This window comes from Pseudoalteromonas sp. BSi20439 (assembly GCF_000241165.1).
Taxonomy (GTDB): Bacteria; Pseudomonadota; Gammaproteobacteria; order Enterobacterales; family Alteromonadaceae; genus Pseudoalteromonas.
In genome coordinates, this window is sequence record NZ_BADW01000217.1 from 11,293 (window position 1) to 37,960 (window position 26,668).

Below are 26,668 nucleotides of genomic sequence, written 5' to 3' on the forward strand. Positions count from 1 at the left end.
ATTTTTATATGAATGCGGCAGCCATTTTCGGTTTTTTATTGTGGATAAAACCTTATGGTTCATCCTGCTCTATATATTGAGATAAACATTGTGTGAGCTTATCGAGTTCGAGAGGTTTTGCAAGATGTTCGTTAAAACCAATTGCGAAGGCATTGGCTTTATCTTCTGGCATTACATCAGCGGTTAAGGCGATCACTGGTAATTGTTCAGCACTTTTAGTTTTCCGTATCAATGCTGTGGCCTGATAACCATCCATAACTGGCATTTGGCAATCCATTAACACTAAATCGAAGTCATGTATTTTAACTTGTTCTACTGCCAACTCTCCATTTTCAACCAATGTTGGGGTGATCCCCAAAGAGCTAAGCATTGCTTTTATCACTAATTGATTGACGCTGTTATCTTCTGCAACCAGTATTTTTAGTTTACTTAAATCAACATGCTGCTGCGTGTGTTTCGTCGTTACTTGTTGCGCATCACAGGTATTTAACTCTACAGACAGGGTAAAGGTTGAGCCCTTACCTGACTCACTTTGTACGCTGATATCTCCAGACATTAATAAGCTAAGTTCTTTTGCGATTGCTAAGCCAAGCCCAGTACCACCAAATTTACGCGATGTTGAGCTATCAGCTTGGGTGAATGCATCAAATAATGTACTTTGCTCTGAGGCGGAAATACCGATACCCGAGTCCTTAATAGCAAGGATCACTTGTCTACGTTTATCGCTAATCTCTTTGCTGTATGCGCTAATACTTACTTCACCTTCGTAGGTAAACTTTATGGCGTTGCTACACAGATTTAATAAAATTTGCTCAATTCGCATAACATCACCTTCAAACCAAAGATCGGTTGGTAATTGGTTATCAACTTTCCAGCTAATACCTTTTTGTTCAGCGCTTTGTTCGAACATGCTACTGATCCGAGCAAGAAGAGCATTTAAATCAAAAGGGGCGACTTCTAAAGTAAGCTTTTGTGATTCAATTTTAGAAATATCGAGTACATCATTAATTAAACTTAACAATGATTTAGAGGCTAAATTAATTTTATTTAAATAACCAGTGAGGGTTTCAGGACTATCTTCACTCTTAGCTAAGGTTGAAAAGCCGATCACGGCATTAAGCGGAGTGCGAATTTCATGGCTCATATTTGCTAAAAATCGGCTTTTAGCTTGATTTGCTAAATCAGATTGTTTTTTAGCCTTAACCAGCGAGCGAGTACGCTCTGCTACCAAACGTGAAAGTGCAAGGTGTTGGTGATTAAACAACAGTAATATCAGTAAAATGAGTGAGCTGACAATGACCTGTAAAATAAGCAAAAAGAGTGTCATGTTATTAGTTTGATGCGGTAGAAATTCATCTTTAATGGTTAAATCAACGAACCATGTTTGCCCTGCAAAATCAATTTTGATAGTTGTAAGCTTATTGCTTTTGGTTGGAATATTTTCGGTATTTGAATAAAACGGGCTGGTAGCATTAGCTTCATAAATAGCGATATTAAACATTTTATTTTGTGCTTGCGTAAGCGACTGAGCAAGTATGTTTTTTACTAAAAATACACCTGTTGCGTAACCTTTAATTGATGCAATCTCATTATTTTGTTGATACACGGGAGCAAATAATAAATACGCGGGTTCAGGTTGCTGTGTTTGAACTAATTGAATTATTTTAGTCCCTATAGGGCGAATTTTGATACGTGGGTCGAGCAAGGTTTCACGGCGATCTTTTCGAGAATTGAGATTAAAACCTATCGCTGATTGGTTTTCTGTAAAAGGGGCAATATAGGTAATAACCACCAATGGGTCATTGTTTGATAATGGTGCCCCTTTAATGCTTGGATCAAAGTTGTATGCGTTATAAATTTCATCAAGCTGTTTGTTAAAGACACTGACCTGAGCAGGGTCAATTTTACGGTTCCATGAGAATGCTTTAATAAATGAATGCTCAGCCAATAGTTGGGCACTGTAGCTATTAAACTCTTGCCTGCTTAAAGTTGGCGTTGATTGTATTTGGCTTGCAAGGCTTTGTACGGTTATTTGGCTGAGGTTTAAATTGCTCAGTAAACTGTTTTCAATGATAGATGTTTCGCGCTTGGCAATTTGTATTGAATTTGAATAAGTCTCTTGATTATATAGCTTAGTGGTTAAGGCTACAGAGATGAATAACACCGAGCATACTGCGATAGTAGGTAATGGGGTGACATATTGTCGTTTAAATTTAGGTTGTAATAACGCCAATAAAAAGGGGGTTGCGATCAGCACGCCGAGAGAGTCACCTAGCCACCAAAAAATAACATTTTCCCAATGGTTTTCAATGCTGTAAGCGGGGTTGAATTGGCTCAAAGCATAGACGCCAATATTGGCCGATATGAGGCTAACAACAATACCGACGACAAAAATAAAATAAATTATTGATTGGCGCTTCTTTAAGTACAGTGGATGGCCTAGCCAGTACTTTAAAAGAGCAGCGCCAATCATCCCTTGCAGCACAGCGCCAAAGCCGATTAGTAACACCTGCTCTAATGTATTGCCAATTAAAACTTGATCAGTGATAACGTTATCACCGGTACTTAAATTAAAGGCGACGGAGGCAATAAATAATGCTGGGATAAAGCGCCACCACCAGATGAAACAGCCCACTAGGGCAATACCTGCAGGGAGCCATATAGGAATGACTTGTGATTGAAAGGCAAAATTAGTTAATAACTTACCAGTTATAAAGTAAGCAACCGCAAACGATATGTAAAAAACAAAAGAATTGGATGTTGAACCAAAAATCTTCACATGCATCCTTGTTAAATATTATTTTTATAGTGAAATCTCAGTATAGCGAATCGGCAGTAAATAGTATTATTTTTAAAGTGGTAGCTGTTTTTTACTGAATGATTGCTTTAATACAACGGTTGATTCTATGTTGGCGATACAGCTTAAGCTTCCCAGTTGGTGCTTTACAAACTGCTCATAACTTTCTAAATCGTGAGAGATTATTTTTAATAAATAATCGTGGCTGCCTGAGATCACAGAACACTCAAGTACATGCGGTAGCTTTTCTACATGTTGTTCAAACTGTTGTGCGGCACTCACTGAATTTTGGCACAGTCGCACGAAAGCATAAACCAGTACATTAAGGTTGAGTGACTTAGGGTTAATAGCAGCGTGATAACCAATAATAACCTGTTCTTGCTCAAGCTTTTTAATGCGTCTTAGAGTAGGGGTATCCGATAGGTTAATAGTATTGGCTAATTCTGATACCGACATTCGGGCTTGCGATTGCAAGGCAACGAGTAGCTGCTGATCTTTGTTATCTAACATGGCTGTAGAATCTTATTAATTATTTGTCTAGTAATAGTGATTATTGCTAACAATAGTTGTTTTTACTATTTTTTTTAGCGCTTTAACCTCTGGGATCTTTGCTAGCATTAAAAAAATAATAATAACAGGATGTAGTCATGAGTTCTTACACAGCTAAATTTGATAATTGGATTAGGTCTGAGTTTGTTGCCCTAAACTCTCAATTAGAGGAGTTGTATTGGCAGCAAGCAGATAAGGCAAATGTTGAAGGGGTCGGGGATAACTTAAAGCAGACCTTGAAAGAGCAAGGTAACGCGTTGATTAGCGATTTATTAGCCGAAGGTAATACCGACGAAGGATTTGATAGCGCATTTGATTTACTTGGTAATGTAGGTTTGTTTATGGCGGCTTGTCGTAGACATGAAATTACAGAGCCAAGCAGAGAGAGTAGTTCACCGCTGATAGAAGCATCGGCGCTTGCTATGCATATTGGTGCTTCTATTGGAGTAACCCCTCGTTTTGCAACCGCACATTTAACCACCCATAATAAAGCCATTAATGGCACCTATAAACGGTTTACAAATCTTGATGATGAAGCCCTTTTTTTAGATTACAACACCCAAGGTATTTTAGCGTATAAGCGCGCGAGTGATGCTTTACTAAAAATACTGTCATTAGGTATTTCACATCCTGTCACGGCTGAACTACTTGAGGTGGTTAAAACGGCACTTATTGATGTAATAGCGTCGAATAATGCCTTGTATACTCAACTTGATACTGAGCGTTTTTTTAATTGCGTACGTCCATATTACAAGCCTTACCGGGTAGGTAAAGAGGTTTACCGTGGTGCAAATGCGGGAGATTTTGCCGGCATTAATGTTATTGATATGCTGTTAGGACTTTGTAGTGCCAATGAGCCGAGTTACTCGCAAATGCTGGTGGATAAATTTTTATATATGATGCCAGAAGATCAACAAATACTGCGAGAAGCCATGCGTATGCAAAGCTTTATGGATGACTTCTTAAAAGCCGAACAATATAAACACACAGAGTGGTTTCAAAAGCACGGCAAACTATTTATACAAGTGTGTAAATTACATGGTGACACCGCTATCGGTCATCATAACCAATTGGTCGAAAAGTTTATTGCCCAACCGTCACAGCAAATGCAACAACAGCATATTGATAAAGTCACTGCCAGTGGACCGCCATTGCCAGTATTACTCGATTCCTTAGCTAAATTAAGGGATAGACGTGCAGCAGCTAAGCGAGACGATATTAATACGCGCTTTGATGACTTAAATACGTTAAAACAGTGGATTAATTAATATGGCTAAAAATGATTTTTGCATGCCGCAGGGTTGCTATTTATTAAGCCACTCTGTTGGTCGTCCTCTAAAAAGTACTTTAGAAAATGCTACTGAGCATTTTTTTACTCCTTGGCAGGAAAGTGCCAAAGAGCCATGGCAGCAATGGCTACCGGCTATAGAAAAGTTTACGGGTGCTTTAGGGCAGCTATTTAATGCGCCAAGTGAGCAGTTTTGTCCTCAGGTTAACTTATCTAGCGGTTTAACTAAATTGCTTATGTCACATCCCGTGTTTAATAAACCACACTGCACAGTATTAATGGCGCAGGCCGATTTTCCAAGTATGGGGTTTGTAATGCAAAAAGCACTCCCTGCGTGTGCAACAATACGTTACATCCCCGAGGATGAAGATTTAAGTGACAGGGAGGTATGGCGGCGATATTTAACTCCAGAGATTGATGGTGTGTTTGTCAGCCATGTTTATTCTAATACGGGTGTACAAGCTCCTTTAAACGATATTGTGGCGCTTAGTAAAGTCACGAATACACTCTCAATAATTGATGTGGCGCAATCGGCAGGGGTTATCCCTGTCGATCTAACGGCGTTAAATGTTGACTTTATGATTGGCTCAAGTGTGAAGTGGTTATGCGGGGGGCCAGGTGCGGCCTATTTATGGGTAAATCCAAAGCAAATAACGCAATGTGAACCAAAAGATGTTGGCTGGTTTTCACATCAAAATCCATTCGAGTTTGATATAACGCATTTTCAATATAGCGCTAAAACACTCAGGTTTTGGGGTGGTACGCCTTCTATACTCCCTTATGTTATTGCTGCTAATAGCATTGAATATATTGCCCAGTTTGGAGTCGATAACGTCAGGTCGCATAATTTAGCGTTGTTAACGTTGATCCAGCAGCAGCTGGCGACTTTTTTAGTATCGCCAAACGATAAAGAACAGTGCAGTGGTACCGCTATTTTAGATTTTGCAGAGCATCAACAAACCGTATTAGCGGTATTGGAGGCAGCAAACATAAGTGTGGATGTGCGCAAACTCGGTATCCGTATTTCACCGCACATATACAATACAGCGTCAGAGATCCAAACGTTTATTGCTACGGTGAAAAAGGCAGTTAAGGCTGCTGACTAAGCTGTTGTTTTTTTTGAGTGAGTGCCGCTATTTGTTGCTGTGCTTGTTTAATTTGCGGATCAAATCGTTGTTTAAGTGCCGCAGTTTCTGTCGCAATTGCATCTGCAATCGAATCAGCGCCTAAACGATTTGCTTTATCTTGGGTCATGTAACCGACTTGCTGTTTCTTTTGCGCGTATTCCTGCTGGTATTGCTTTATTTTAAGCTCAAGCTGCACAATATCGCGCTCTATTTGTTGCATTTCTAGGTAGTCATCAACTGAGGTGTCGGTAACTGGCGTGTTTTCAGATTTAGATGCATTGGTTTGCATAATGTTGACGTTTTTAAGCGTGATCACTTTAGCGTCTTTAGCGCACGGAGTTTGACTGAAGGTCGGTACTCCTTTAATGGTGCATTTATAAATGGTTACTTCACTTGCTGTGCTGACAGTGCAGGCACCTAAACAACACAGTAGTAATATTAGCTTTGTCATGGTTAAACCTAAGCTGGTTTAAAGTACCATTTATAATGCACTAAGTTATAACACCATACAATTTGTTTAATTTAATAGCCTAAGCCAAGTAGGCCATTTAAAACGTATAAACTAATGAAAGTTATTAAATTTTTGGGTACAAAAAAACCACAATTAAGTGGCTTGTATTCAGTAATGGTGGAGAGGGAGGGATAGACTTGCTTACATCCCTGTAATCAATCGCTACGCGACGCTTGCAGCGGCCTAAACTGTTCCAGACACTTTATCGAACCCAGTCGAGGGCTCTCACCCTCCCAATTAGCAGCAAAGCTTATTTTTGGGCACAAAAAAACCACAATTAAGTGGCTTATATTCAGTAATGGTGGAGAGGGAGGGATTCGAACCCTCGATAGAGCTACAAACTCTATACTCCCTTAGCAGGGGAGCTCCTTCGGCCACTCGGACACCTCTCCGACGCATTATTCTGCGTGTTATTAATCGGAATAAAACCAATTAATACAAATAAGTGGTGGAGAGATAGGGATTTGAACCCTAGAGGGGCTATAAACCCCTGCCGGTTTTCAAGACCGGTGCATTCGACCACTCTGCCATCTCTCCACGTCGTGATGCAGGATAATACTTAGGTGAGTAGTCTGTGTAAATAGCAAAAAGATCGTTTGCTTAAAAAGTGAGCGTAAATGCGGTTTTTTTATAAATAATGAAGATTTAAGGTGATTTTTAGCTATGAGGTGGCTGGCAGCAAACAGGAGGAGCTAAAGAAGAGTCTTCATTTAGAGGTTGGGTGTTTGCTGCAACAATACAAAATCATGGTTGGGTGATTATTTGTATTGAATTGCACCGCCAAGTGCTAATTTTTTTCCGTAACGGTTAAGTTTAGCAAGCATTCTTGCTTTGCGATTAGTTGGCTTAACGGCAACGTGAGTTGTGGCTGTTTGGTTAAGTGTATTAATTGGGTTCATTTTATTCGCTCCGAGTTTGTGTCTGTTGAAAACATGCGCATATTGCCCGCGATATGGTTAAAAATAAAGCGATAAAAATTGCTGGTGAGCTATTAGTTTTTTTAATCTGAAGTGGGTTTATTTGCTTGGCAGTTAATCGGTTTTTTATTTTAAATTGTATAATTATTCATTTTAAATTTTCTTTATCTTGCTTTTATATCGGGGTTTTTTGATTTGTTTAATTGTTTTTCTGCATTATAAAGACTTTTTGCGAATAGTTATTCAGATTAAAATATCTTTAATTTAAGTGGCGGGAGCGACTCTGCTATAAGATTTAACATGTTATTTATAGTTGGTTAATTATTTATCGTAAAAGAGGCGCTAAATAAACTTACAAAAAGAGCATTTTATAGTTTATAAGCATAAAAAAAGTGCCTAGATTACTAGGCACTTTGGAGTTAGTTGCGTTTTAAAACGCTTCTAACTGGGGAACGTACCATCTCATGAATATAAATCTAAAAAGATGGGTTTAATTATGTTTGCAATTTGGGCTTACAATCATCAGCTTGGGTGGCATTTTAACTATTCTAGAGCGAAGCGAAGATTATACTTTGGTTTGTATTTTACTATGAAGCCACAAAACAACGCTGCTCAGCAAGGGTAGATCCGCTCAATAGTCTATTATTTGAGTTAAATGGTTTTAAAGAGGGTATAAAACGCAAAATGCGGCATAACTTAAAAGTAAATGCCGCACAGGGAGATTAATGTCAATTTAGGGCTTAGTGCTGTTTAATAGTAAATAACTCATAACCCTTAATTGCAGGAACTTGAGCGGTTAGTTGCGTTTCTTGTTGTGCTATTGCAACAAAATCACCACATAATGAATTTGCACGCTTTTCAAGTGTTTTGGCATGCAGCTCCACTTTTTCTTCTATTTGTGCGCCCATATTTTCCATGCGCTCTTCAAATGCTTGCATGTCACCGCCTGAACTCATTAACTCAGAACCCAATGCCACTAAAATGCTGCCCATTGATTCCATTACTGCTGATTCAACAGCTGTTTCTATTTGTTGTTCAAACTGCTGTTCAAAATTTTCACCAAATTGAGTAAAGCTTTGTTGACCCATCACAAAAGTACCTTGTTGATAAAAAGTGCCTTCAACTTCTTGATGAATATCCTCCATCAGGGTTGAAATATTATCGAGGCCGTCAATATTAAACGCATTGGCAACTTCTTCTAATGCCACACCTGCAATTTTAACCCCTTCAAGGGCAATATTAGCTACTTCAGGTAATTGCACGCGTAAATTGTCAGTGTAGTCGGTCAATGCTTGGCGCTGTGTACTATTTAATGCTACTTGCTCGCCATTGATAGACAGCTCACCTTCAGCGGTAAATAACATGCGCTGGTTATCGGCTTTAAAAATTTCTAACTCATTGGGTTTGATGCGTACATCGTTTTTAAATTCAACGTTACATTCATCGTTACTAAATGAAATTGAAGAGTCGCTATTGTTATGGGCCATTGCTACTGGGGTACACAGTATTGCGCTAACTAATAATAATTTTTTCATGTTTATTCTCTGTTTTTTTGCTGATGATAATTAACTTATAACAAGTTTGATGCCAATAGTTTTTAGTGTTTAAAAACAGTTGGTTGAGTGTTTTTGGCTGAGGTGTAGTTAAAAGCAAACTTAAAGGAAAGGCTAAGTTTTGGTCAAAATAACCAATAATTAAATACTAATAAATAAAATTTATCGATACGATAAAAAACTCTCACTTTCCACAATTGAAATTTAGCGCTATTTATTCACAATACTGACACAGAGACTATTTAGGATAGCGATGTGGCTTTATTTTGACGTAAATTTGTACAGTGAATTTATGTTGAACATTTTAATTTCACCAATTATCGCGATATAAAAATCCGAGGTTGGTCTCAAACACTTTATGGAGTGGGTTGTGGGTAAGACATTTAGTTACGATGCGCTAGATGATGATTTTGTTGAAGACGAATACGAAATGGTCGGGCGTAATCAACACGACAAGAAAAAGCAAAAGGTAAAAAGAAAGTTAGAGGATTACCTTGAGCAAAAACGCTTGCGTAAAAACCTAGGCGAAGATGACTTAAACGATTATATTGATTAGGCTGTCGCTAGTACAAATAAGCGCCAACATATTAGCATTTAATCATTACTTAGGTGGTTGTTTAAAAGCGCTGTAGGTTGGCAATAAAGAGGCTTTGAGCCTCTTTATACTTTTTAAGGATTAAGCTTTAGCTTTGAGCAATGCTTTTTTAATTACTTTTTCTAGTTTTTCAGGTTTGGTAATAGGCGCAAAGCGCTTAATGGGTGTGCCATCAGCTGCTATTAAAAACTTTGTGAAGTTCCACTTAATTTTTCGTGTTAAAAATCCAGGCAGTACAGATTTTAAATAGCGGAAAACTGAATCTGTGTGCTGGCCATTTACATTTACTTTTTCTGCGATTAAAAAACTAACCCCATAATTTATTAAACAACCTTGCGCTATTTGCTCCGCGTCACCGGGCTCTTGCTGACCAAATTGGTTACAAGGAAAACCTATAATGACTAAGCCTTGGCTTGCATACTTTTCATGTAATGCTTGCAACGACTTATATTGATAAGTGAATCCACACTCACTCGCGGTATTTACTATTAGTACAACTTTACCTTCAAACTCTTTAAAGTCGATAGGCTGGCCTTGCAGGCTGGTAGTCTTTAGTTGATGGAATGGGTGCATATAAATACGCTTATTATTGGTTTATTTTGCATAGTCTAACCTTTGCGTGATGATCTACAAAGTCTAAGTCACTTCTACAGCGCTTGCTGCTAATTTAAAATTAAAAATAGCCCCATACCGGCCAAGGTAGTTAAGTAAATATTATGAGTTTTGTAAGCAACAACAATAGCGACTATAGCTGCACTGAGATAAGGGTTTTGCCAGTTTAGGTTTATACCTTCGTCATTTATAAATACAATAGGCACCCAAATCGCCGTTAAAACCGCAGGTGCACTAAAGCTTAAAAATTGCTGCATTTTAGGCCCTACTTTAAAAGGTAATGCGCGGTGTAAGAATAAATAACGAGTAAAAAAGGTAATACATGCCATTAGCAAAATAGTGGTCATCATTATTTGGCATCCTTATTTTGCACTAATCTGGTAACAGCGTAACCTGCGCTCATCGCGAGTAGCGCTGAGCATACTAACCACAATTCAAAGCCTGTACTTTTTAATAAAGTGGCACTGATCCCTGCAACAATGACCGTGACTAAAGTGGCTAAGTTTTTAATCCCTGGAATTACTAAGGCAATAAAAGTTGCTGCAATTGCAAAATCGAGTCCTAAATTAGTGAGATCTGGAAGCATAGTACCGGCTACAATGCCAATTAGAGTCCAAATATTCCACGCAATGTAAAAGCTAAAACCTGCGCTCAATGCATAAATTAAACGGGTTTTAGTACGATAGGCGCGAGGGTGGTGCGAGAAGGCAAACAGTTCATCAGTTAACACAAAGCTGACAGGAAGACGCCATCGCATGGGTTGCTCAATCACTTTGTGACGAACCGCCAAGCCATATAAAAAATGGCGAGAGCTAATAATAAACGTGGTAAAAAGAATGGTCAGTAGAGGGGTATTACCAGCAATGAGCTCAATTGCAACCAGCTGCGCTGAGCCTGCAAATACCAGTAGCGACATGGCTTGAGTTTCAAAAGGGGTAAAGCCATTTTGTATTGCTAACGAGCCACATAAAATTCCCCAAGGAATAACCGCTAAACACAGTGGCAGCATATCTAAAAAGCCTTTTAATATTGGTTTTTTAATTGATTGCATGTGTTTTACTCTGCGCACTGGTAGAAAGACTCATCGGGATACCTTAATATTGAGAAGCTATAATAGTTAGCGTTTTAGATGATACTTTTTTTTAGGGAAGGTGCAATGTTTAAGGTAAAAGTGTGGGATGGTTTTGTAAGAAGCTTTCATTGGTTATTAGTATTGAGTATTGCTGCGCTTTATTTTAGTGCAGAAGAGGGCATGATCGAACTTCATTTTGTGGTTGGCTTTTTTACTTTAGCGCTTATTTCAACACGGATTATATGGGGTCTTATAGGCAGTAAAACGGCAAGAATATCCGCATTACTGCACTCTCCTAAATCGGTGCTTGCTTCTTTTAGTGGCAAAAAAACAAATGATGTAGGCCATTCTGCACCAGGCAGTTATATGGTGTTATTATTTTTTATTCTGATTATTACACAACTGATTAGTGGTTTAATGAGCAGTGATGGCATTTTAACTGATGGCCCGTTAGCGCAGTATGTATCAAGTGATACCATTGATTTTGCCAATTGGTTGCACCATATCAATTTTGATATTTTATTTTATGCGATTATTTTGCATGTTGTGGCTATTATTGCTTATAAAATCAAGGGCAAACCATTAGTCAAAGCAATGATCACCGGTAATAAAGCACTAGCAACACAAAGGTCAGAGCCAGAGACAAAGTCACCATGGGTTGCATGGGTTATATTTTTGGTACTACTGGTTTTATTAATGAGTACCTGGGGAAGTGAGCATTTAAGTTATTTGCTTAGTTAAAAAAAGTGGCGCTAATACAGCGCCATTTTTGTTTTTAATACACCGTATATATTAGTCTTTGAATTGCTTATGACAATCTTTACAGCCTTTAGCCCATGCACCAAACGCTTTACCAATAACAGCTTTGTCACCGGTTTGAGCTGCTACAGCAAGTTCATCAGCATATTGTTGAAATGCTGTCGCTTTTTTCATAAAAGTATCGTTTTCAGACCATACCGCAGGAAGTGCTGATGTATCACCCTTATCAGTACCTGCATAAAAAGCTTCCCAAGGCATTTTAGACAATGCCGCTGCGTTATTTGCACGCTGCTTAAATTGCTCTGCATCAAAAGGAATTTTACCCTTTAGCATGGCACCCATGTCGCCTATTTGAACTGAAATCATAGAAAATGCAGCTTGGCGATACTCAATCGCATCACTTGGCTCTTTAAATGCAGAATTTGCAGATACGCTAAGTGCGCATGTAGATAGTAATGCCCCGATAAATACTTGCTTCAATTTCACTTTACTCTACTCCTTTAAGGGTTCTTTAATTATCTTTGTATCTTAGCTCAGGCTTTAGTTCAAGTTAAAGAGCTGGTTTTAATCATTTATATCAATATCAGCAAATATCATTCCTCGACGCATGCTACGTGTCGCCAAGAATACCTCGCCAAGCAATGACATAAATGCACATATTAGTAATGCCATGGCACCAACAAAACAACTACCGATAGTGACACCTAAATTAACCGATTGTATGTGCGATAAAAATAACAACATAACTACGGCACATACTAATAATGCACTTAAGACACTTAAACTAAATGCAATATGGATACACCGTGAACGCTTTAGGAGTGCTCTCAGCTCAGTAGTTAAAGACAGGTTAAATACTTCATCAACACTGACCTTTAACTTTCGCTCTAACTGCCTTGCTCTGTCTGTAATACGTGCTAAGCGATTTGATAATACCCCGAGTGTTGCCGCAATACCGGTAATTAAAAAAACGGGTGCAACGGCTGTTTGAATGACCTTAGCCATAGTTAAAATATTAATTACATCGTTGTTCATTTTACTCTCAATTAAAACTGTATCATTTACAATCATTCACAATTAGTTTTTGTTTTTTATTGCATTAAAATCAATGTTTTATGTTGTTATTTTTGTTGGTGTGTGCTTTTTTGTAACTTAAATGTAGCAATGCTGTTGCTCCTGCAAAGGTTAACGTTTTATATTCGTAGTTATCAATCAATGGAATTGAAACTAGTAAATACAATAATACATAACCTATCCTAGGGGAAACGATGTCTAATAATATAATTAAAAGAACAGCAATCGCGACTGCTGTATCAAGTGCATTTGTGGCAACACTTGCCAGTGCTGCGACTTTGCCAAATGCTACAATGACTAACAAGCAAGTAGAGCAAGTAAAAGAAATAGCTGCTGATAAAAAAGCGCCTTCAGCTCATATGATTGTTTTAAAAGCAAAAACTTCAGTTGATGCAGTGGCAGATGGGACTTACCAAGTATCATCTAACCGTGAAGTAACCGCTCAGGTTGAGCAGCTTCAGGACATAATGGCGGTTGAGCTTAGCAGCCTAGATTTTAATGCTAAGGTAATTGGCAAAACTAAAATTTTAGCGCCAACGTTAATAGTTCAAGCAACGCCTGAAGCGTTAGCAAAAATTGCAAAAGATGATCGTGTTGCTAAAGTTTTACCAATGTTCGATCGCGAGCTACATGTTGCAGCAAGCTCAGAATATATCAATGCAAAACCACTTATAACTGATGGAATTGCAAGTGGTAAAGGTCAACGTGTTGCAGTACTTGATACAGGTATTGACTACACGCACGCAGCGTTTGGTGGTGCTGGCACGGTTGAGGCTTATGAAGCGGCTCAAGCTGATCCAACATCAGTTGCATGGCCACAAGGTATTGTGCAAGGTGGTTATGATTTTATTCGCGATGATGCTGATCCTATTGAAAATGATGCCGCTAATTCACCTTCTACAGGTGATCCAACCAACCACGGTACATCATCTGCAAACTCTGTAAATGGTATCGCCCCTGACGTTGAGCTTTACGCTTATTCAGTGTGTGGTGGCGGTTGTCCGGGCGCTGCACAAGCAGCCGCTTTAGAAGCTGCAATGGATCCAAATGGAGATGGTGATATTTCAGACCGTGTTGATGTAATGAATATGTCATTAGGTGGTGAGTTTGGTGATACTTACACGGGTGGCGGTACGCAATTCCTAATTCAACGAGCCGTTGATTTAGGTGTAAACATGGTTATTTCTGCCGGCAATGACGGTGACAATCCATTCCGTGTAGGTGGTCCAAGTACAACACCTAATGCACTATCTGTAGGTGCAATGACTCACCCAACAACTGAAATCGGTGTTGCAACAGGTACTGTTGCTGGCGTTGAAGGTAATATTCAGCCATCAAGTTTTGGCCCACAAGAAGCATATACAATTTCAGGTGCAGATATTGATTTGGTTTACCCTGATGCGAATCAGAATGGTTGTGATGCGTTCGCTGCGGACGTAGATTTTACTGGTAAAGCAGTATTAATCGACCGTGGTACGTGTGCATTTACACAAAAAGTATTGAATGCACAAACAAACGGTGCTGAGTTTGTAATGATTGCAAACAACACCGACGATGGTACCCCAGCACCTATGGGTGGTTTTGATGCGGACGTAACTATTAAAAACGTAGGCATTAACTTTGCTGCAGGTGCAGCTTTAAAAGCTCAATTAGCTGCTGGCGGCCCTGCAACATTTGATATTAGCGTTGAAATTAAAACAACGGCAGGTGCGGTTGCAACATTCTCATCTCGTGGTCCTTCTATGGATGGGTTATTAAAACCAGAAATTACAGCGCCAGGTACGAGCATTGACGTAGCAGCAGCAGGCACGCAAACAGGCACAAACCCTGTTTCAGGCACATCTTTCTCTGGCCCAATTACAGCAGGCGCTGTTGCAATGATCCGTGAAGCGCATCCAGAGCGTAATGCGTTTGAGATTAAAGCAACAATCATGAATGCAGCAAACTTAAACGTAACTAATGAGCCTCTAGCGATTAATCCTGATTCAGAGCTTGCGCCAATAAGTATGATAGGCGCTGGTTTAGTTGATGTGACTAAGGCGGCTAACTTGCCAGTTGCTGCATGGGTTCATAATAGTGAGTTTGACACTAAACAAGCTGCACTATCTTATGGTTTAGTAAGTTTAGCTGAATCAGGTTCAATTACTAAAACAGTGACGGTTAAGAACTTCTCTGCAGATGCAAAAACTTATAACCTTCGCACAGAGGCACGTTACCAAAATGATATTGATACGGGCGCAGTTAGTTGGGATTTCCCTGAATCTATAACAGTACCGGCAGGTCAAGCGATTAACTTTGACATTACAATGACAGTTGATCCAAGTAAATTACCTGCATGGGAATTGGAAAATCCATTCAGTGCAGAGGATATTGCAGCAAGAAGCGCTGCATTAACATCAGTAGAGTTTGATGGTGCGTTAGTATTTGATGATGCATCTACAGATGGCGATCACGATTTACATGTTGTTTATCATGCAATGCCAAAAGCTGCGACTCAGTTGAGCTACTCACCTGAAATTGTTAACAATGAAATGGCATTGGTTATTGAAAATACAGGTCAAACTGAAATTTCTCCACAAGCTGAAAGTATTGTTGCAATGGGGACAGAAAAATCAGTTGAAGATGCTGAGTTTAATATCCTGTCTACTACATTCTCTGCATTCAATGCAGATTTCTGTGATTCAGGAATTTATATTACGTCATCAATACAACTACGCGATCCGTTAACTCATACTTTCCAAGCGGGTTATAGAATTGAAATAGATACCAACAATGACGGTGTATCTGATCAGTTCATGCAAAACTTAAATGACCGTGGTCGCTCAACTGCATTCCCAGGTCGTAGCCGCACATTAATTGGTATGACTGATGGCGCTGGTAATGATGCATGGCAATGGGGTACGCCGCTTTTCCATGCTGCAGGTGAAGACACAGTTACTTTCTCAGGCTGTTCAGAGTTAATGAATATTGATGCTTCGCTTCTTGGTGAGCAAATGAACTTCAAAGTATCGGTAGGCTACCCTAGTTACCAAACTGGTGTTTACAGTGAAACAGACAGCGTAACAGGTTCAACAGTATTTGGCGTACAACCAGCAGTTGAAATGACCTCTTATGAGACAGGTGAAGCAATTTCTTCACTTAAACCTGGTGAGAAAGCGGTTGTTTCTGCAAGCGGCCCGTTTGCATTATCGCAAGGTTCAGGTACTAACATTATTAAAGTAATGGCAGCTGAAGACCTAGAGTTACCAGACGTTGAAGCACCAATGCTGGTTGGTGGTGAGTTTAGTGTTTCTGAAGATGCAGCTGATGGAACTGTAGTAGGTGCGCTTACCATTGAAGAATCAGACTTAGACTTAGCTATTTCAGAGTACTATGTTCAATCTAATACAAACCTTGGTCTTGCTGTTGATGCAGAAGGTCAAATTGTGGTTGCAGATACCACTTTATTAGCGGGTGATACATCTGCAGAAATGGAAGTTGTTGCGATTGATGTTCGTGGTAATGTATCTGAACCTGTAATGGTAGCGGTAAGTATTACAGCGAAAGTAGTACCACCTGTAGTTGTTACTCCAGAGCCAGCGAAGAAAAGCTCGTCAGGCTCATTAGCTTGGCTAACATTACTAGTTGCGCCGTTTGCATTTATGCGTCGTCGTAAGCAAAAGTAGTGTATTAACTTAAATGTTATTTAAAGGGAGCTTCGGCTCCCTTTTTACATAGCTTCACAAACTAAATCTCCGTGCTATTAAATATTAGGTATATTTAATAAAAATAATAACTACAGAGATTCCAATCAATGAAACATACCCCATTTGTTCTTACTTTTATTTCCTTAGCTATTTTAGGGGGATGTAACAAAGCTCCTGACGTTGAGCAATCAGCAAAAATTGAAAACGCAGCTGCTCAAAACGCAGTCATGCCGCCTATTGCGAAGAAAGTACCGTATAAAATGACAGTCCATGGCGACACGCGTATCGATAATTATTATTGGATGCGTGATGATGAGCGTAAAGCTCCTGAGGTAATTAGTTACCTTGAGGCTGAAAATGCTTACACAGATGAAATGCTTGCGCATACTAAAACACTGCAAAGTAGTTTATTTGAAGAGCTAAAAGGGCGAATTCAAAAAGATGATGATTCAGTGCCAGTTAAAAAAGGTAACTATTATTATTCGTCGCAAACTCGCGGCGATAATGAGTATGCTACTTACTTGCGCAGTAGTGATTTTGCAGGCACCGATCAGGACGTTATTTTAGACGTCAATGAACTAGCTAAAGGTCATGACTATTTTGCAGTTAGTGGTCTTAATGTAAGCCCAAGTGATAACTTAATGGCGTATGGTGAAGATACGGTAAGTCGCCGTGTTTACAACATAAAAATTAAAGATTTAAGCACTGGTAAATTATTAGATGACACGCTTGAAGGTACGAGTGGTTATGTTGTGTGGGCGAACGACAATAAAACGGTGTATTACATCAAAAAAGACGCGCAAACCTTACTTGGTTATCAAGTTTATCGTCATACGCTTGGTACACCACAAAGCGATGATGAGCTGGTTTACGAAGAAACAGACACAAGCTATTACACTGGTATGAGCAAGAGCAAAGACGGCTCAGAAATTTATATTTGGCATAGCAGTACTGATGCATCGGGTTTGTCAGTGCTTAGTGCAGATGATGTAAATGCTAAGCCAAAGCGTTTAATTGAGCGTGAAGCCAACCTTGAATACAGCATTTCAAAATTAGGCAATACTTATTACATTGTGACTAATTTAAATGCGGTTAACTTTCAGCTTATGAAAGTTGATATTGATAAAGCCGGTGATAAAGCAAATTGGCAGAGTGTGATCCCTGCCCGCGAGGATATTAAACTCGAAGACGTTGAGTTATTTGATGACTACTTAGTATACCAACAACGTGAAATGGGACAATCAACACTGATTGCGCGTAATTTAATATCAGGCAAAGAGTTACCACTAAGCTTTAACGACAGTGCGTACACAATTAATGCGTACGGTAATAACGAATTAAACAGCGATACGCTGCGTGTTTATTACACCAGTATGACGACGCCGGGTTCATCTTATGATGTTAATTTGGCCACTGGCGAAAAAGCATTATTAAAACAGCAAACAGTGTTGGGTGACTTTAGTGCAGATAACTACGCATCAGAACGACTGTTTGTAACGGCTCGAGATGGCATTAAAGTTCCTGTGAGCTTAGTTTATCGTAAAGACATGTTTAAAAAAGATGGCACCAATTCGTTGCTACAATATGGTTATGGCTCGTATGGAGCGACCATGGATCCTACCTTTTCTAGTACGCGGTTAAGTTTGCTTGACCGTGGTTTTGTATTTGCCATTGCGCATATTCGTGGTTCGCAAATGTTAGGGCGTCCTTGGTATGACGCGGGTAAATTACTGACTAAAAAGAATACCTTTAATGACTTCGTAGATGTTACTAAATCATTGGTAGCCCAAGGGTATGGCGATAAAGAGCTAATTTTTGCTCAAGGTGGCAGTGCTGGTGGTTTATTAATGGGCGCTGTAGCAAATCAAGCGCCTGAGCTCTATAAAGGCATAGTAGCGGCAGTCCCTTTCGTTGATGTAGTAACCACTATGCTAGATGAGAGCATTCCTCTGACAACTAACGAATACGGTGAGTGGGGTAACCCTAACGAAAAAGCATACTATGAGTATATGTTGTCGTATTCACCGTATGATCAAGTAAGCAAGCAAGACTACCCTAATATGCTAGTAACAACAGGCTTACATGATTCGCAGGTACAATATTTTGAGCCTGCCAAGTGGGTGGCTAAGCTGCGAGATTACAAAACCGATGATAACAAGCTACTGTTTAAAATTGATATGGAAGCAGGGCATGGAGGGGCGTCAGGTCGTTTTAAGCGTTTGGAAGACACGGCACTTAACTATGCGTTTATGCTTGATTTAGCGGGTGTTAATAAGTAATTGATACAGGCAAAACAAACAAGCGCAGCTATTGGCTGCGTCTTTTTTATTTTTAAATATACACAAATGCTTTGCATTGGATAAATAAGCATTTACATTAAGGTGGCTAATGAGTATGAATGTCATTTTAGCGCAAAATAAAAACGATAAGGGAGAGTGTTATGGAACAAAATCAAGAGATTAAAGTGGTGAATAAAGATGACAGAACATGGGCTATGTTATGTCATTTAAGTGCGCTGGCAGGGTTTATCATCCCGTTTGGCTCAGTATTAGGCCCATTGATTATTTGGCTGATTAAAAAAGATGAAATGCCTATAGTTGATGTGCATGGTAAAAAAGCACTTAATTTTCAGATCACTATGGCTATAGCTTATTTTGTGTGTTTTTTACTTATTTTTGCAGTGATTGGTTTGATTTTGTTACCAATGGTAGCGATTTTCTCATTTGTGATGGTTATTATTGCTAGCGTAAAAGCTAATGATGGTAAAGAATTTAATTATCCGCTGAGTTTAAATTTAATAAAATAACAGCCATGCAATCTAGCCAAGGCTTTGTTTGTAAGATTGCAAAGCTGCGGCGTATTACGCTTGCTGTAGGTTATTAGCTTATCAGCGTTATTCCCTCGTTTTATTGTTAGCCATAAGAGTAACATGCTTTATATCACCTTATTTTTAACTGCCTTTATTTCGGCTACCTTATTACCCAGCTCGTCTGAAGTGTTAATGGGCGGCATGATAGTACAAGGCAATACTCACCTAGGATTAATTTGGCTTTCGGCAACTTTAGGCAATGTATTAGGCAGTTGCGTTAATTATTGGTTGGGAACACAGGCATTGCGTTTTAAAGATAAAAAATGGTTTCCAGTATCTGAAAAAGGACTTGAAAAAGCCCAAAAGCAGTTTAATAAATATGGGGTATATAGCTTACTGTTCGCGTGGTTACCTATTGTTGGCGATCCACTAACCGTTATTGGCGGCGTGTTTAAAGTGCGCTTTAGTATGTTTTTAGTGCTGGTAACACTCGGCAAAGGGCTACGTTATTTAGCTGTAATAGCCCTTGCCGTTGGATTATTTGTGCCAGTCGAGAGTTAGCGACACGGAGTCTGCAAAGCGCAGCGCATGGGGTTTATCCACCCGGGCTTTGGCATAATTTACACTTGGATGTGAGTGGCAAACAGCAAGAATTTCAGCAACTAGCTTTTCTAGCAATAAAAAGTGGCCTTGCTCAACTAAGCTAATCACTTCTTTAGTTATTACTTTGTAGTTAAGTGCTTGCTCTACTTCATCTGTTTCACAAGCTTGATCTGCCGGATAATGAATTTCTAAATTAATAACTACATCTTGTTTTTTCTCTCGTTCATCAGGGTTAAAACCAATAAACGTGCGTAGTCGTAAGTTAGTTACATTAATTATTGCGTTTGCCATACATTATCCTTTGATCAGCTGTAAAAACTCATTACGTGTTTTCGGATCGGCTCTAAAGTTACCAAGCATAACCGAGGTACGCATACTTGAGTTTTGTTTTTCTACGCCACGCATCATCATACACATGTGCTTTGCTTCAACAATGACGCCTACACCTTTGGCACCAGTTACTTCCTCGACCGCTTTGGCAATTTGATGGGTAAGTTGCTCTTGAATTTGAAAACGGCGAGAGAACATATCCACAATACGTGCAAACTTAGATAAACCTAATACTTTGCCATCAGGAATATAAGCAATGTGGCAACGACCAATAAATGGTAATAAGTGATGCTCACACATAGAGTAAAGCTCTATATCTTGTATCAATACCATGTCGTCAGCATCTGAGGTAAACACGGCATTATTCGTGATTTCGTTAAGCGTTTGGCGGTACCCTTGAGTTAGGTACTCCATCGCTTTTGCTGCGCGTTTTGGGGTGTCTAGCAACCCTTCGCGTTCTGCATCCTCACCTACCGCGGTTATAATTTTTTGATAGCTTTCTTTTAATTCATTATGCATAAGTTTCTCAGTTTTATTAGATGACTTACTTAAGATGGCGACCACCATCAACAGGTAAAGCGCGGCCTGTGATGTAATGGCTGTTCAGTAGTAGGTCAATACTATTGATAATTTCTTGGCATCCAGGTTCTATGCCCATTAATGATTTTTTCAATGTTTTTGCTCGGTATTGCTCATCATCATGTTGATTAAAAATAATTAATGATGGTGCGACTGAATTCACTTTAATATTCGGTGCATATTTAGCACTAAATGATTTGGTTAAGTTATCCAAGGCGGCTTTACTGGCCGCATAGGCTAAGTGTTTTGGGCTACCAGTTTCCACTACGTAATCAGTTAGATGAATAATGTCAGCGGGCTTTGCATGAGACGCCTGATAATTTAATAGTAAATCTGCACAGCGTAAGTTTACCAAGTACGGTGTTTTTGCATGAATGCGCATCATATTGTCAAACAGCTGCTCAAACTGAGGGTTGTTAGCTTCGCAGTCCCAGCTTGATGCATTATGAATTATCGCGCTTAGTGAGTCAGTCTGTGCTTTAAGTAATGTAATAAAAGTATTAATACCCTCATCAGAACTAAAGTCAGCATAAAGACAGATCGCCCCTTGTTGTTCTAGCAAATCTACCGCTTTATGGCGGGTACGATAAGTAATAATGACCGCTTGCCCTTGGGCTATAAAATGCTGTGCAAGCGCAAGTCCTATACGTTGTCCTGCACCAGTAATCAAAATAGGGGGGGTCATAAAATATAAAACTCTCTGTTGGCAAGCGTTAAGGTTAACCGTTAAAATTTAAGCCACTTATTTTCACGCCATTTTTACGTAAAATATAAGCGGCTCGATCAGTTAAATCACACTTATAATATTGATTTAAAAAGCATCATATATTGTTGGAATAGGCTGGCGCTTATGTTGCGTGCGTTGGTAAATTGCAATCAGTGTTTGCTCCACATGCTCAGAGACTGGTTTACCTTCTAAAAAGTCATCAATTTCTTCATAGCTTAAGCCTAGTGCTTCCTCGTCAGTTAAACCTGGTCTATCACTTTCTAAATCGGCAGTAGGTGCTTTTTCAACTAACAAAGCAGGTGCACCTAATGCTGCTGCCAATGCTCTAACCTGACGTTTAGATAGACCAAACAAAGGGGCTAAATCGCAGGCGCCATCGCCAAACTTAGTATAAAAACCAGTAATGTTTTCGGCGCTATGGTCGGTACCTACAACGAGCCCTTGGCAAAACCCAGCAATTTCATATTGTGCAATCATGCGTTGGCGTGCTTTCACATTGCCTTTAATAAAGTCTATTTTTTCTTGTGTTGGCAATGGCTGATTATTGCCAGCTAAAGTTGCCATCGTTTGCTCATGCAGTGCGTCGGTTGCAGGCTGAATATTAACTGTCATACGGGTGCTGGGCTTAATAAAATCAACCGCCATTTGTGCTTCGCTTTCATCTGCTTGCACTCCATACGGTAAGCGCACAGCAATAAATTGATACTGTGTGTCTTGGTGCTCTTGATTAAGTTCATTAATAGCAAGTTGGCATAATCGGCCACAGGTTGATGAGTCTACGCCACCACTAATACCCAGTACCAGTGAGGTTGAGTATGCGGCTTTTAAACGTGCTTTAATAAAGTCTATTCGGCGTTTAATTTCAGCGTTTACATCAATACTAGGCTGAACTTTCATCTCAGCCATAATTTCGGCGCGCATGGCCCGCTCCTTAAAGTTAAAAAGTTTTAATGCTCAAAAAAGAATAGCTATTATGTGATTTCAAATTACACAATTAAAGCCCTATATACTCTTTTATTTGTTTAAGTTGAGCTTTTAGTTCGTCAATTTCAGCGAGTAGGTCATTGAGCTCTCGGTTTTCTAGCTCGTCTGTCATGGTTTGTGTTGCTACAGGGTCATCGTTCTCTGAAGAAGGAGCTGCAAATAAATGGATATAACGACTATCACGTTTACCAGACTCACGAGGTAGCTTCTTAACATGGCTATTTTCAATCAATTGTGCAAGCGCTGCTTCAACGTCGTCAACATTGTTAAAATCAGCTAAGCGAGCGCAACGGGTTTTTAATTCACCAGGTGTTTGGGCACCTCGCAATAATAATAAACAAATAATAGCGCGTTGTTGTGCGTTAAATTGTAAGTGGCTAAATGGGGTATTACAAAAGCGATGGTCGTACTTAGATACGCGGCCACTGAGGCCTTCATCTTCTGTTACTATGCGCAAGTCGATTAGCTCGGCGATAGTCGCCTGAACTTGCTGTTGACTTAAGTCGAGCACAGGAGCGCGGTTTGATTTTTGGTTACAGGCATTCGTTAAAGCATTTAATGATAGCGGGTAATGTTCAGGCGTTGTTGTTTGCTTTTCCAATAAACAGCCAATAACTCTTTGTTGTTCAACTGATAACTGCATAATATCCCTTACTTCATCGATTCTATTTTAAGCTTACACTGTTATTTAGCGCTAAGCCATTGTTGCAATTTAGCATGCATAGCGGGGCCATCGAGAGGCTTACTTAAATAGTCATTCATACCAGCGTTTAAGCACTTCTCTTTATCTCCGTGCATTGCATTAGCCGTAAGAGCAATAATGGGAATGGCTCGATTCTCTTGACCCGCAAGGCCCTCTCTAATAGCCATGGTTGCTTGGTAACCATCCATAATAGGCATTTGGCAATCCATTAGAATAAGTTGATAAGTGTTTGCAGTTGCTTGGTTTAATTTAGTTAGTGCATCCTCGCCATCCTCTGCAATATCAAAAGTGAGCTCGGCTTGTTTTAATAATGCACCGGCAACCACTTGATTTACTTTGTTATCCTCAACTAACAATACATGGCCTTTCGCTTTTTTCGGGGTATTCATCGCAGAGAGCTCTACCTCTTTGGGTTGTTCTGCCAATGTTCCTTTTACCAGCGTGTCATATAAACCAATAGCGGTGAGTGGTTTAAAAATTAAGGCAGTTTCCTTGTCTCCATAAAATAAACTGCTTTTTGAAGAACTCATTGGAGCCATAATCAAAATGTGGCTTTTCTCTAAAAAATGTTTCAGCTTTTCAGCCTGAGGGTGTGCTACAGGCTCCAAAAAGCTACTGTCAATAATTGCCACATCTGGGGGCATTTGTTGATGGTTACTGATATAAGTTTCAACCTCTTCATAGTCGCACACTACGCTGACATCTGCGCCCCATAGCATTAATTGCTTCTCGGTGATGGTGGCATTCATTTCACTATTATCAACAATCAGGATCCGCTTTGCTTGTATATGTTGGCAATCTAAATCAAATGCTTGGTCTATCACTGAGGTAATTTTGACTGAAAAAGCAAAGGTGCTGCCTTCATTGGGTAAGCTATTTACACTTACTTCGCCTCCCATGAGTTCGCACAGCTGCTTAACTATTGCCAAACCTAAACCAGTGCCGCCATATTGCCGCGTTGTTGATGCATCAGCTTGAGTAAAAGAGTCAAACAACTGTTTTTGCTTATCTAAACTAATACCAATGCCGGTATCAATTATCGCGCATTCTAAAGTCGTATTGTCGATAGTTTTTTCTATGGTAGCGGTTACCAGTACTTGTCCGTTTTGGGTGAACTTTATGGCATTGGCAATCAAGTTATTTAAAATTTGTCGCAACCTATTTGGATCGCACACAATCTCACTGGTGCTTACATGCGTAGTATCTAAAATTAATTGGGTGTTATTACTTTCGGCCTTGAGCGCAAACGACTCAACAATTTCACCGAGTAGTTTGGGTAGATTAAATTGAATGTTTTCTATGTCTAACTTACCAGCTTCTATTTTAGAAAAGTCTAAGATATCATTAATAATTCCTAATAGAGATTCCGCTGACGATTGAGCCAGTTTGATATGGTGACGTTGCTGCTGATCAAGCGAGGTCGTTTGAATAAGGTTAAGCATGCCTAAAACCCCATTCATCGGGGTACGAATTTCATGACTCATGCTAGCTAAAAACTCACTTTTAGCAATCACAGCTTGTTCTGCGGCTTCTTTTGCTTTGACTAATTCTGCTTCAGTCTCTATGCGTTGTTCACTAGAGTGAAGACTTCCTATTAATGCCCCGATGGCAATTAAAAAACCTTCTTCGTTTTGCGTCCATGCTCTAACGGTTGCTTGCTCTGCGCACACCACACCTATAGAGCCGCTGCCCGCGGGGATCATCACACAGAGCATTGCTTTAATGGATGATGGCTCTAGATAGCTTTTTGCTATAGGGGCGAGGGAAGCTTGTTGCTGAGCGTTCTGGGCGCTAAAAACGGCTTTGTTCTCTAAGCTGGTAAAAAAATCAGGGATATCTTGCTGGCGCCAAGGGGTATTGTTATCACTGTTATTTTGGCTATAGCTTGCAATAGGACTCAGCTGAGTTTTATGCTTATCAAACACGCGAATACTCACAGTATTCACTTTAAGTGCACGGCACACCGCACGAGTTATAAGCTCTTTTGATTCGCTTAATTTGCCATTTAATATGTGATCGCTAATAGTTAGCGATGCTAAGGTTTCGTTAAAGCGAGCTATTTTTTGATCTTCTATTGCTACCTTTTTACGGGCATCAATATTTTGTAATGAGCCGAATATTCTAATACAACGCCCATTTTTATGCTCTGCTTCTCCATGTATTAGCGCCCAAATCACTTCGCCTTTGGCATTAATAACTTCTAGTTCGGCTTCGTAACTTTCACCATATTTAACCGCCCTAGTAATTAGTTCAGCTGCCTTATCTCTGCTTTTACCTTCTTTAAAATAATATAAATCGGATGACCATTTAGGTTGCTTATCTAAAGGGTATTCAAATATCTTTTTGGTCATGTCTGACCAAAACACCTGTTTTTTTCTAAATTAAATGACCATGCACCCACTTGCGCTAGGTTACTCATTACCTCGAGCATTTTTTCGTTTTCGTGTTCTCTATTGAGCATTTTTAAAAACAATAAAAATGCAAAAATAAGTAAACTCAAAATAACAATGATAACGATACGTAATGGCCAGATAGACGACGATGCTGGCTGCCAACCTGTTTTTGGCACTACATAGAGCTGCCAAGCTCCGCCTTGGAAGTTTAGGCTAAACTCAAGCGGATTTTGGCTGGTAATTGTTGGGTCGCCAAAGAAAAACTCACCTTGTTTACCTAACCCGTTACGCCCTTGAATAGCAACAGTGTATTTTTTTTGTAATTCGAAAATCCCTGCGTTGTTATAGACTTTCTCTATATCGAGCACTACAGAAAGCAGCCCCCAAAAAGATTGGTCTTCAGGTAAATAAACCGGCACTCGTGCAATCAAAGCTTCACTACCTTGGACTAACGTGAGCGGCCCAGCCATTACAATAGTATTAGTGTCGCGTGCTTTAATAGCATCATCGCGTTGCGCTTTATTTTCTAAAAAATTGAGTCCAATAGCTTTTTCATTCCCTTTAAGCGGGTAGGTCATTGTGATGACCATGTTAGGTGCAGCACCAATATTACGTAGTTCGTTAGAGGTGTTAAACAGCGGAGCGGCAATTTGCCCAAAACGTGTTTGGCTCAAATTAGGCTCGGCAGCAACGGCTACAGCCAAACCACGTATTAACTGAATATTCGAGACTAAAGTAGCTTCAAGCTGGGCTCTGTAGGTGCTTACTTGAGAAAGTACTTGTAAACGGTAAGCATCTTTTGCACGATTATAGTTCAGCCGATCAAGCACTAAGCTTGTTATTACAATTAAACTGATTGCAAATAAAAAGGTAAGTTTAAGATTATAAACAGATGTGCGTTTACTTTTACGCTGTTGCCACATAGGGTGTAATTAAATTGTTAATATAGAAAGCTTAACTATAGCTAATTAACACCAGAAACAAAAATGGCGCAGTGAAA

Annotated in this window: 23 protein-coding genes, 2 tRNA genes and 1 pseudogene; 8 read left to right on the forward strand and 18 right to left on the reverse strand. The window is 39.6% G+C overall.

What is annotated here, in order from left to right:
• Positions 1 to 52 precede the first annotated feature (52 nt).
• Both P20439_RS16465 and P20439_RS16470 read right to left on the reverse strand, forming a co-directional pair.
• Complete coding sequence (locus P20439_RS16465; RefSeq protein WP_008468506.1) at positions 53 to 2,779, reverse strand: CHASE domain-containing protein; 2,727 nt, start codon at positions 2,777 to 2,779, stop codon at positions 53 to 55.
• 72 nt (positions 2,780 to 2,851) lie between these two features.
• Entirely contained in the window at positions 2,852 to 3,307 is a 456-nt protein-coding gene (locus P20439_RS16470; RefSeq protein ID WP_008468510.1) for an Lrp/AsnC family transcriptional regulator, read from the reverse strand.
• Between the two features lie 137 nt (positions 3,308 to 3,444).
• Between P20439_RS16470 and P20439_RS16475 the strand changes: the two genes are divergently transcribed.
• Together P20439_RS16475 and P20439_RS16480 are read left to right on the forward strand one after the other, a co-directional pair.
• Positions 3,445 to 4,614 (forward strand): monodechloroaminopyrrolnitrin synthase PrnB family protein, encoded by a 1,170-nt coding sequence (locus P20439_RS16475; protein WP_008468511.1) that lies wholly within the window; start codon positions 3,445 to 3,447, stop codon positions 4,612 to 4,614.
• Position 4,615: 1 nt separating this feature from the next.
• Positions 4,616 to 5,740, forward strand: coding sequence for an aminotransferase class V-fold PLP-dependent enzyme (locus tag P20439_RS16480; RefSeq protein ID WP_008468514.1), 1,125 nt, complete (start codon positions 4,616 to 4,618; stop codon positions 5,738 to 5,740).
• Here the strand turns inward: P20439_RS16480 and P20439_RS16485 are convergent.
• The 5 genes from P20439_RS16485 to P20439_RS16500 all read right to left on the reverse strand — a co-directional run bounded on the left by P20439_RS16485 (position 5,724) and on the right by P20439_RS16500 (position 8,724).
• Positions 5,724 to 6,212: a DUF4124 domain-containing protein gene (locus tag P20439_RS16485; RefSeq protein WP_008468515.1), complete on the reverse strand. Its 489-nt coding sequence runs from the start codon at positions 6,210 to 6,212 to the stop codon at positions 5,724 to 5,726. The two genes, P20439_RS16480 and P20439_RS16485, sit on opposite strands and share 17 nt — an antisense overlap.
• 359 nt (positions 6,213 to 6,571) lie before the next feature.
• Positions 6,572 to 6,664 (reverse strand) — tRNA-Ser (locus tag P20439_RS16490).
• Positions 6,665 to 6,718: 54 nt separating this feature from the next.
• Positions 6,719 to 6,809 (reverse strand) — tRNA-Ser (locus P20439_RS16495).
• A 221-nt stretch (positions 6,810 to 7,030) separates the two neighbouring features.
• Complete coding sequence (locus P20439_RS18700) at positions 7,031 to 7,171, reverse strand: hypothetical protein (RefSeq protein ID WP_008113257.1); 141 nt, start codon at positions 7,169 to 7,171, stop codon at positions 7,031 to 7,033.
• A 758-nt stretch (positions 7,172 to 7,929) separates the two neighbouring features.
• Positions 7,930 to 8,724, reverse strand: a complete 795-nt coding sequence (locus P20439_RS16500; protein ID WP_036934532.1) for a YggN family protein — start codon at positions 8,722 to 8,724, stop codon at positions 7,930 to 7,932.
• A gap of 388 nt (positions 8,725 to 9,112) precedes the next feature.
• Between P20439_RS16500 and P20439_RS16505 the strand changes: the two genes are divergently transcribed.
• Positions 9,113 to 9,298, forward strand: coding sequence for a PA3496 family putative envelope integrity protein (locus P20439_RS16505; protein ID WP_008108975.1), 186 nt, complete (start codon positions 9,113 to 9,115; stop codon positions 9,296 to 9,298).
• Between the two features lie 120 nt (positions 9,299 to 9,418).
• Here P20439_RS16505 and P20439_RS16510 read toward each other — a convergent pair whose 3' ends face one another.
• From P20439_RS16510 to P20439_RS16520, 3 genes are all read right to left on the reverse strand, one after another.
• On the reverse strand, positions 9,419 to 9,910 hold the full coding sequence (locus tag P20439_RS16510) for a glutathione peroxidase (RefSeq protein WP_008468524.1): 492 nt from the start codon (positions 9,908 to 9,910) through the stop codon (positions 9,419 to 9,421).
• 89 nt (positions 9,911 to 9,999) lie between these two features.
• Complete coding sequence (locus P20439_RS16515; protein WP_008108977.1) at positions 10,000 to 10,299, reverse strand: AzlD domain-containing protein; 300 nt, start codon at positions 10,297 to 10,299, stop codon at positions 10,000 to 10,002.
• On the reverse strand, positions 10,299 to 11,000 hold the full coding sequence (locus tag P20439_RS16520; protein WP_008468526.1) for an AzlC family ABC transporter permease: 702 nt from the start codon (positions 10,998 to 11,000) through the stop codon (positions 10,299 to 10,301). Before P20439_RS16520 ends, P20439_RS16515 begins: the two co-directional genes overlap by 1 nt.
• A 105-nt stretch (positions 11,001 to 11,105) precedes the next feature.
• Between P20439_RS16520 and P20439_RS16525 the strand changes: the two genes are divergently transcribed.
• The gene (locus tag P20439_RS16525; RefSeq protein WP_008468528.1) at positions 11,106 to 11,762 is read left to right on the forward strand and encodes a cytochrome b/b6 domain-containing protein; all 657 of its coding nucleotides are present in this window, start codon (positions 11,106 to 11,108) and stop codon (positions 11,760 to 11,762) included.
• Between the two features lie 51 nt (positions 11,763 to 11,813).
• On the opposite strand, the gene P20439_RS16530 is transcribed toward P20439_RS16525, so the two are convergent.
• Both P20439_RS16530 and P20439_RS16535 read right to left on the reverse strand, forming a co-directional pair.
• On the reverse strand, positions 11,814 to 12,266 hold the full coding sequence (locus tag P20439_RS16530; protein WP_008108980.1) for a cytochrome c: 453 nt from the start codon (positions 12,264 to 12,266) through the stop codon (positions 11,814 to 11,816).
• Positions 12,267 to 12,344: 78 nt separating this feature from the next.
• A complete protein-coding gene (locus P20439_RS16535; protein WP_008468529.1) occupies positions 12,345 to 12,815 on the reverse strand; it encodes a DUF2721 domain-containing protein in 471 nt (156 codons plus the stop codon).
• Positions 12,816 to 13,048: 233 nt separating this feature from the next.
• Here P20439_RS16535 and P20439_RS16540 point away from each other — a divergent pair, with 233 nt between their 5' ends.
• The 4 genes from P20439_RS16540 to P20439_RS16555 all read left to right on the forward strand — a co-directional run bounded on the left by P20439_RS16540 (position 13,049) and on the right by P20439_RS16555 (position 19,910).
• Positions 13,049 to 16,519 (forward strand): S8 family serine peptidase, encoded by a 3,471-nt coding sequence (locus P20439_RS16540; protein WP_008468533.1) that lies wholly within the window; start codon positions 13,049 to 13,051, stop codon positions 16,517 to 16,519.
• A 128-nt stretch (positions 16,520 to 16,647) separates the two neighbouring features.
• Complete coding sequence (locus P20439_RS16545) at positions 16,648 to 18,819, forward strand: S9 family peptidase (protein ID WP_008468535.1); 2,172 nt, start codon at positions 16,648 to 16,650, stop codon at positions 18,817 to 18,819.
• A gap of 161 nt (positions 18,820 to 18,980) precedes the next feature.
• Positions 18,981 to 19,346, forward strand: a complete 366-nt coding sequence (locus P20439_RS16550) for a DUF4870 domain-containing protein (protein ID WP_008108988.1) — start codon at positions 18,981 to 18,983, stop codon at positions 19,344 to 19,346.
• Positions 19,347 to 19,469: 123 nt separating this feature from the next.
• Entirely contained in the window at positions 19,470 to 19,910 is a 441-nt protein-coding gene (locus P20439_RS16555) for a YqaA family protein (RefSeq protein WP_008468537.1), read from the forward strand.
• Here P20439_RS16555 and folX read toward each other — a convergent pair.
• The 6 genes and pseudogenes from folX to P20439_RS16585 form a co-directional block, all read right to left on the reverse strand.
• On the reverse strand, positions 19,887 to 20,243 hold the full coding sequence (folX, locus tag P20439_RS16560; protein WP_008108994.1) for a dihydroneopterin triphosphate 2'-epimerase: 357 nt from the start codon (positions 20,241 to 20,243) through the stop codon (positions 19,887 to 19,889). The two genes, P20439_RS16555 and folX, sit on opposite strands and share 24 nt — an antisense overlap.
• Positions 20,244 to 20,246: 3 nt before the next feature.
• On the reverse strand, positions 20,247 to 20,801 hold the full coding sequence (folE, locus tag P20439_RS16565; RefSeq protein WP_008108996.1) for a GTP cyclohydrolase I FolE: 555 nt from the start codon (positions 20,799 to 20,801) through the stop codon (positions 20,247 to 20,249).
• 25 nt (positions 20,802 to 20,826) lie between these two features.
• Entirely contained in the window at positions 20,827 to 21,546 is a 720-nt protein-coding gene (folM, locus tag P20439_RS16570) for a dihydromonapterin reductase (RefSeq protein WP_008468539.1), read from the reverse strand.
• Positions 21,547 to 21,672: 126 nt separating this feature from the next.
• Positions 21,673 to 22,509: an ammonia-dependent NAD(+) synthetase gene (gene nadE, locus P20439_RS16575; protein WP_008468541.1), complete on the reverse strand. Its 837-nt coding sequence runs from the start codon at positions 22,507 to 22,509 to the stop codon at positions 21,673 to 21,675.
• A gap of 73 nt (positions 22,510 to 22,582) precedes the next feature.
• Positions 22,583 to 23,215, reverse strand: coding sequence for a YceH family protein (locus P20439_RS16580; RefSeq protein ID WP_008468543.1), 633 nt, complete (start codon positions 23,213 to 23,215; stop codon positions 22,583 to 22,585).
• 41 nt (positions 23,216 to 23,256) lie between these two features.
• A pseudogene (locus P20439_RS16585) lies at positions 23,257 to 26,591 on the reverse strand (ATP-binding protein).
• Between the last annotated feature and the right edge of the window lie 77 nt (positions 26,592 to 26,668).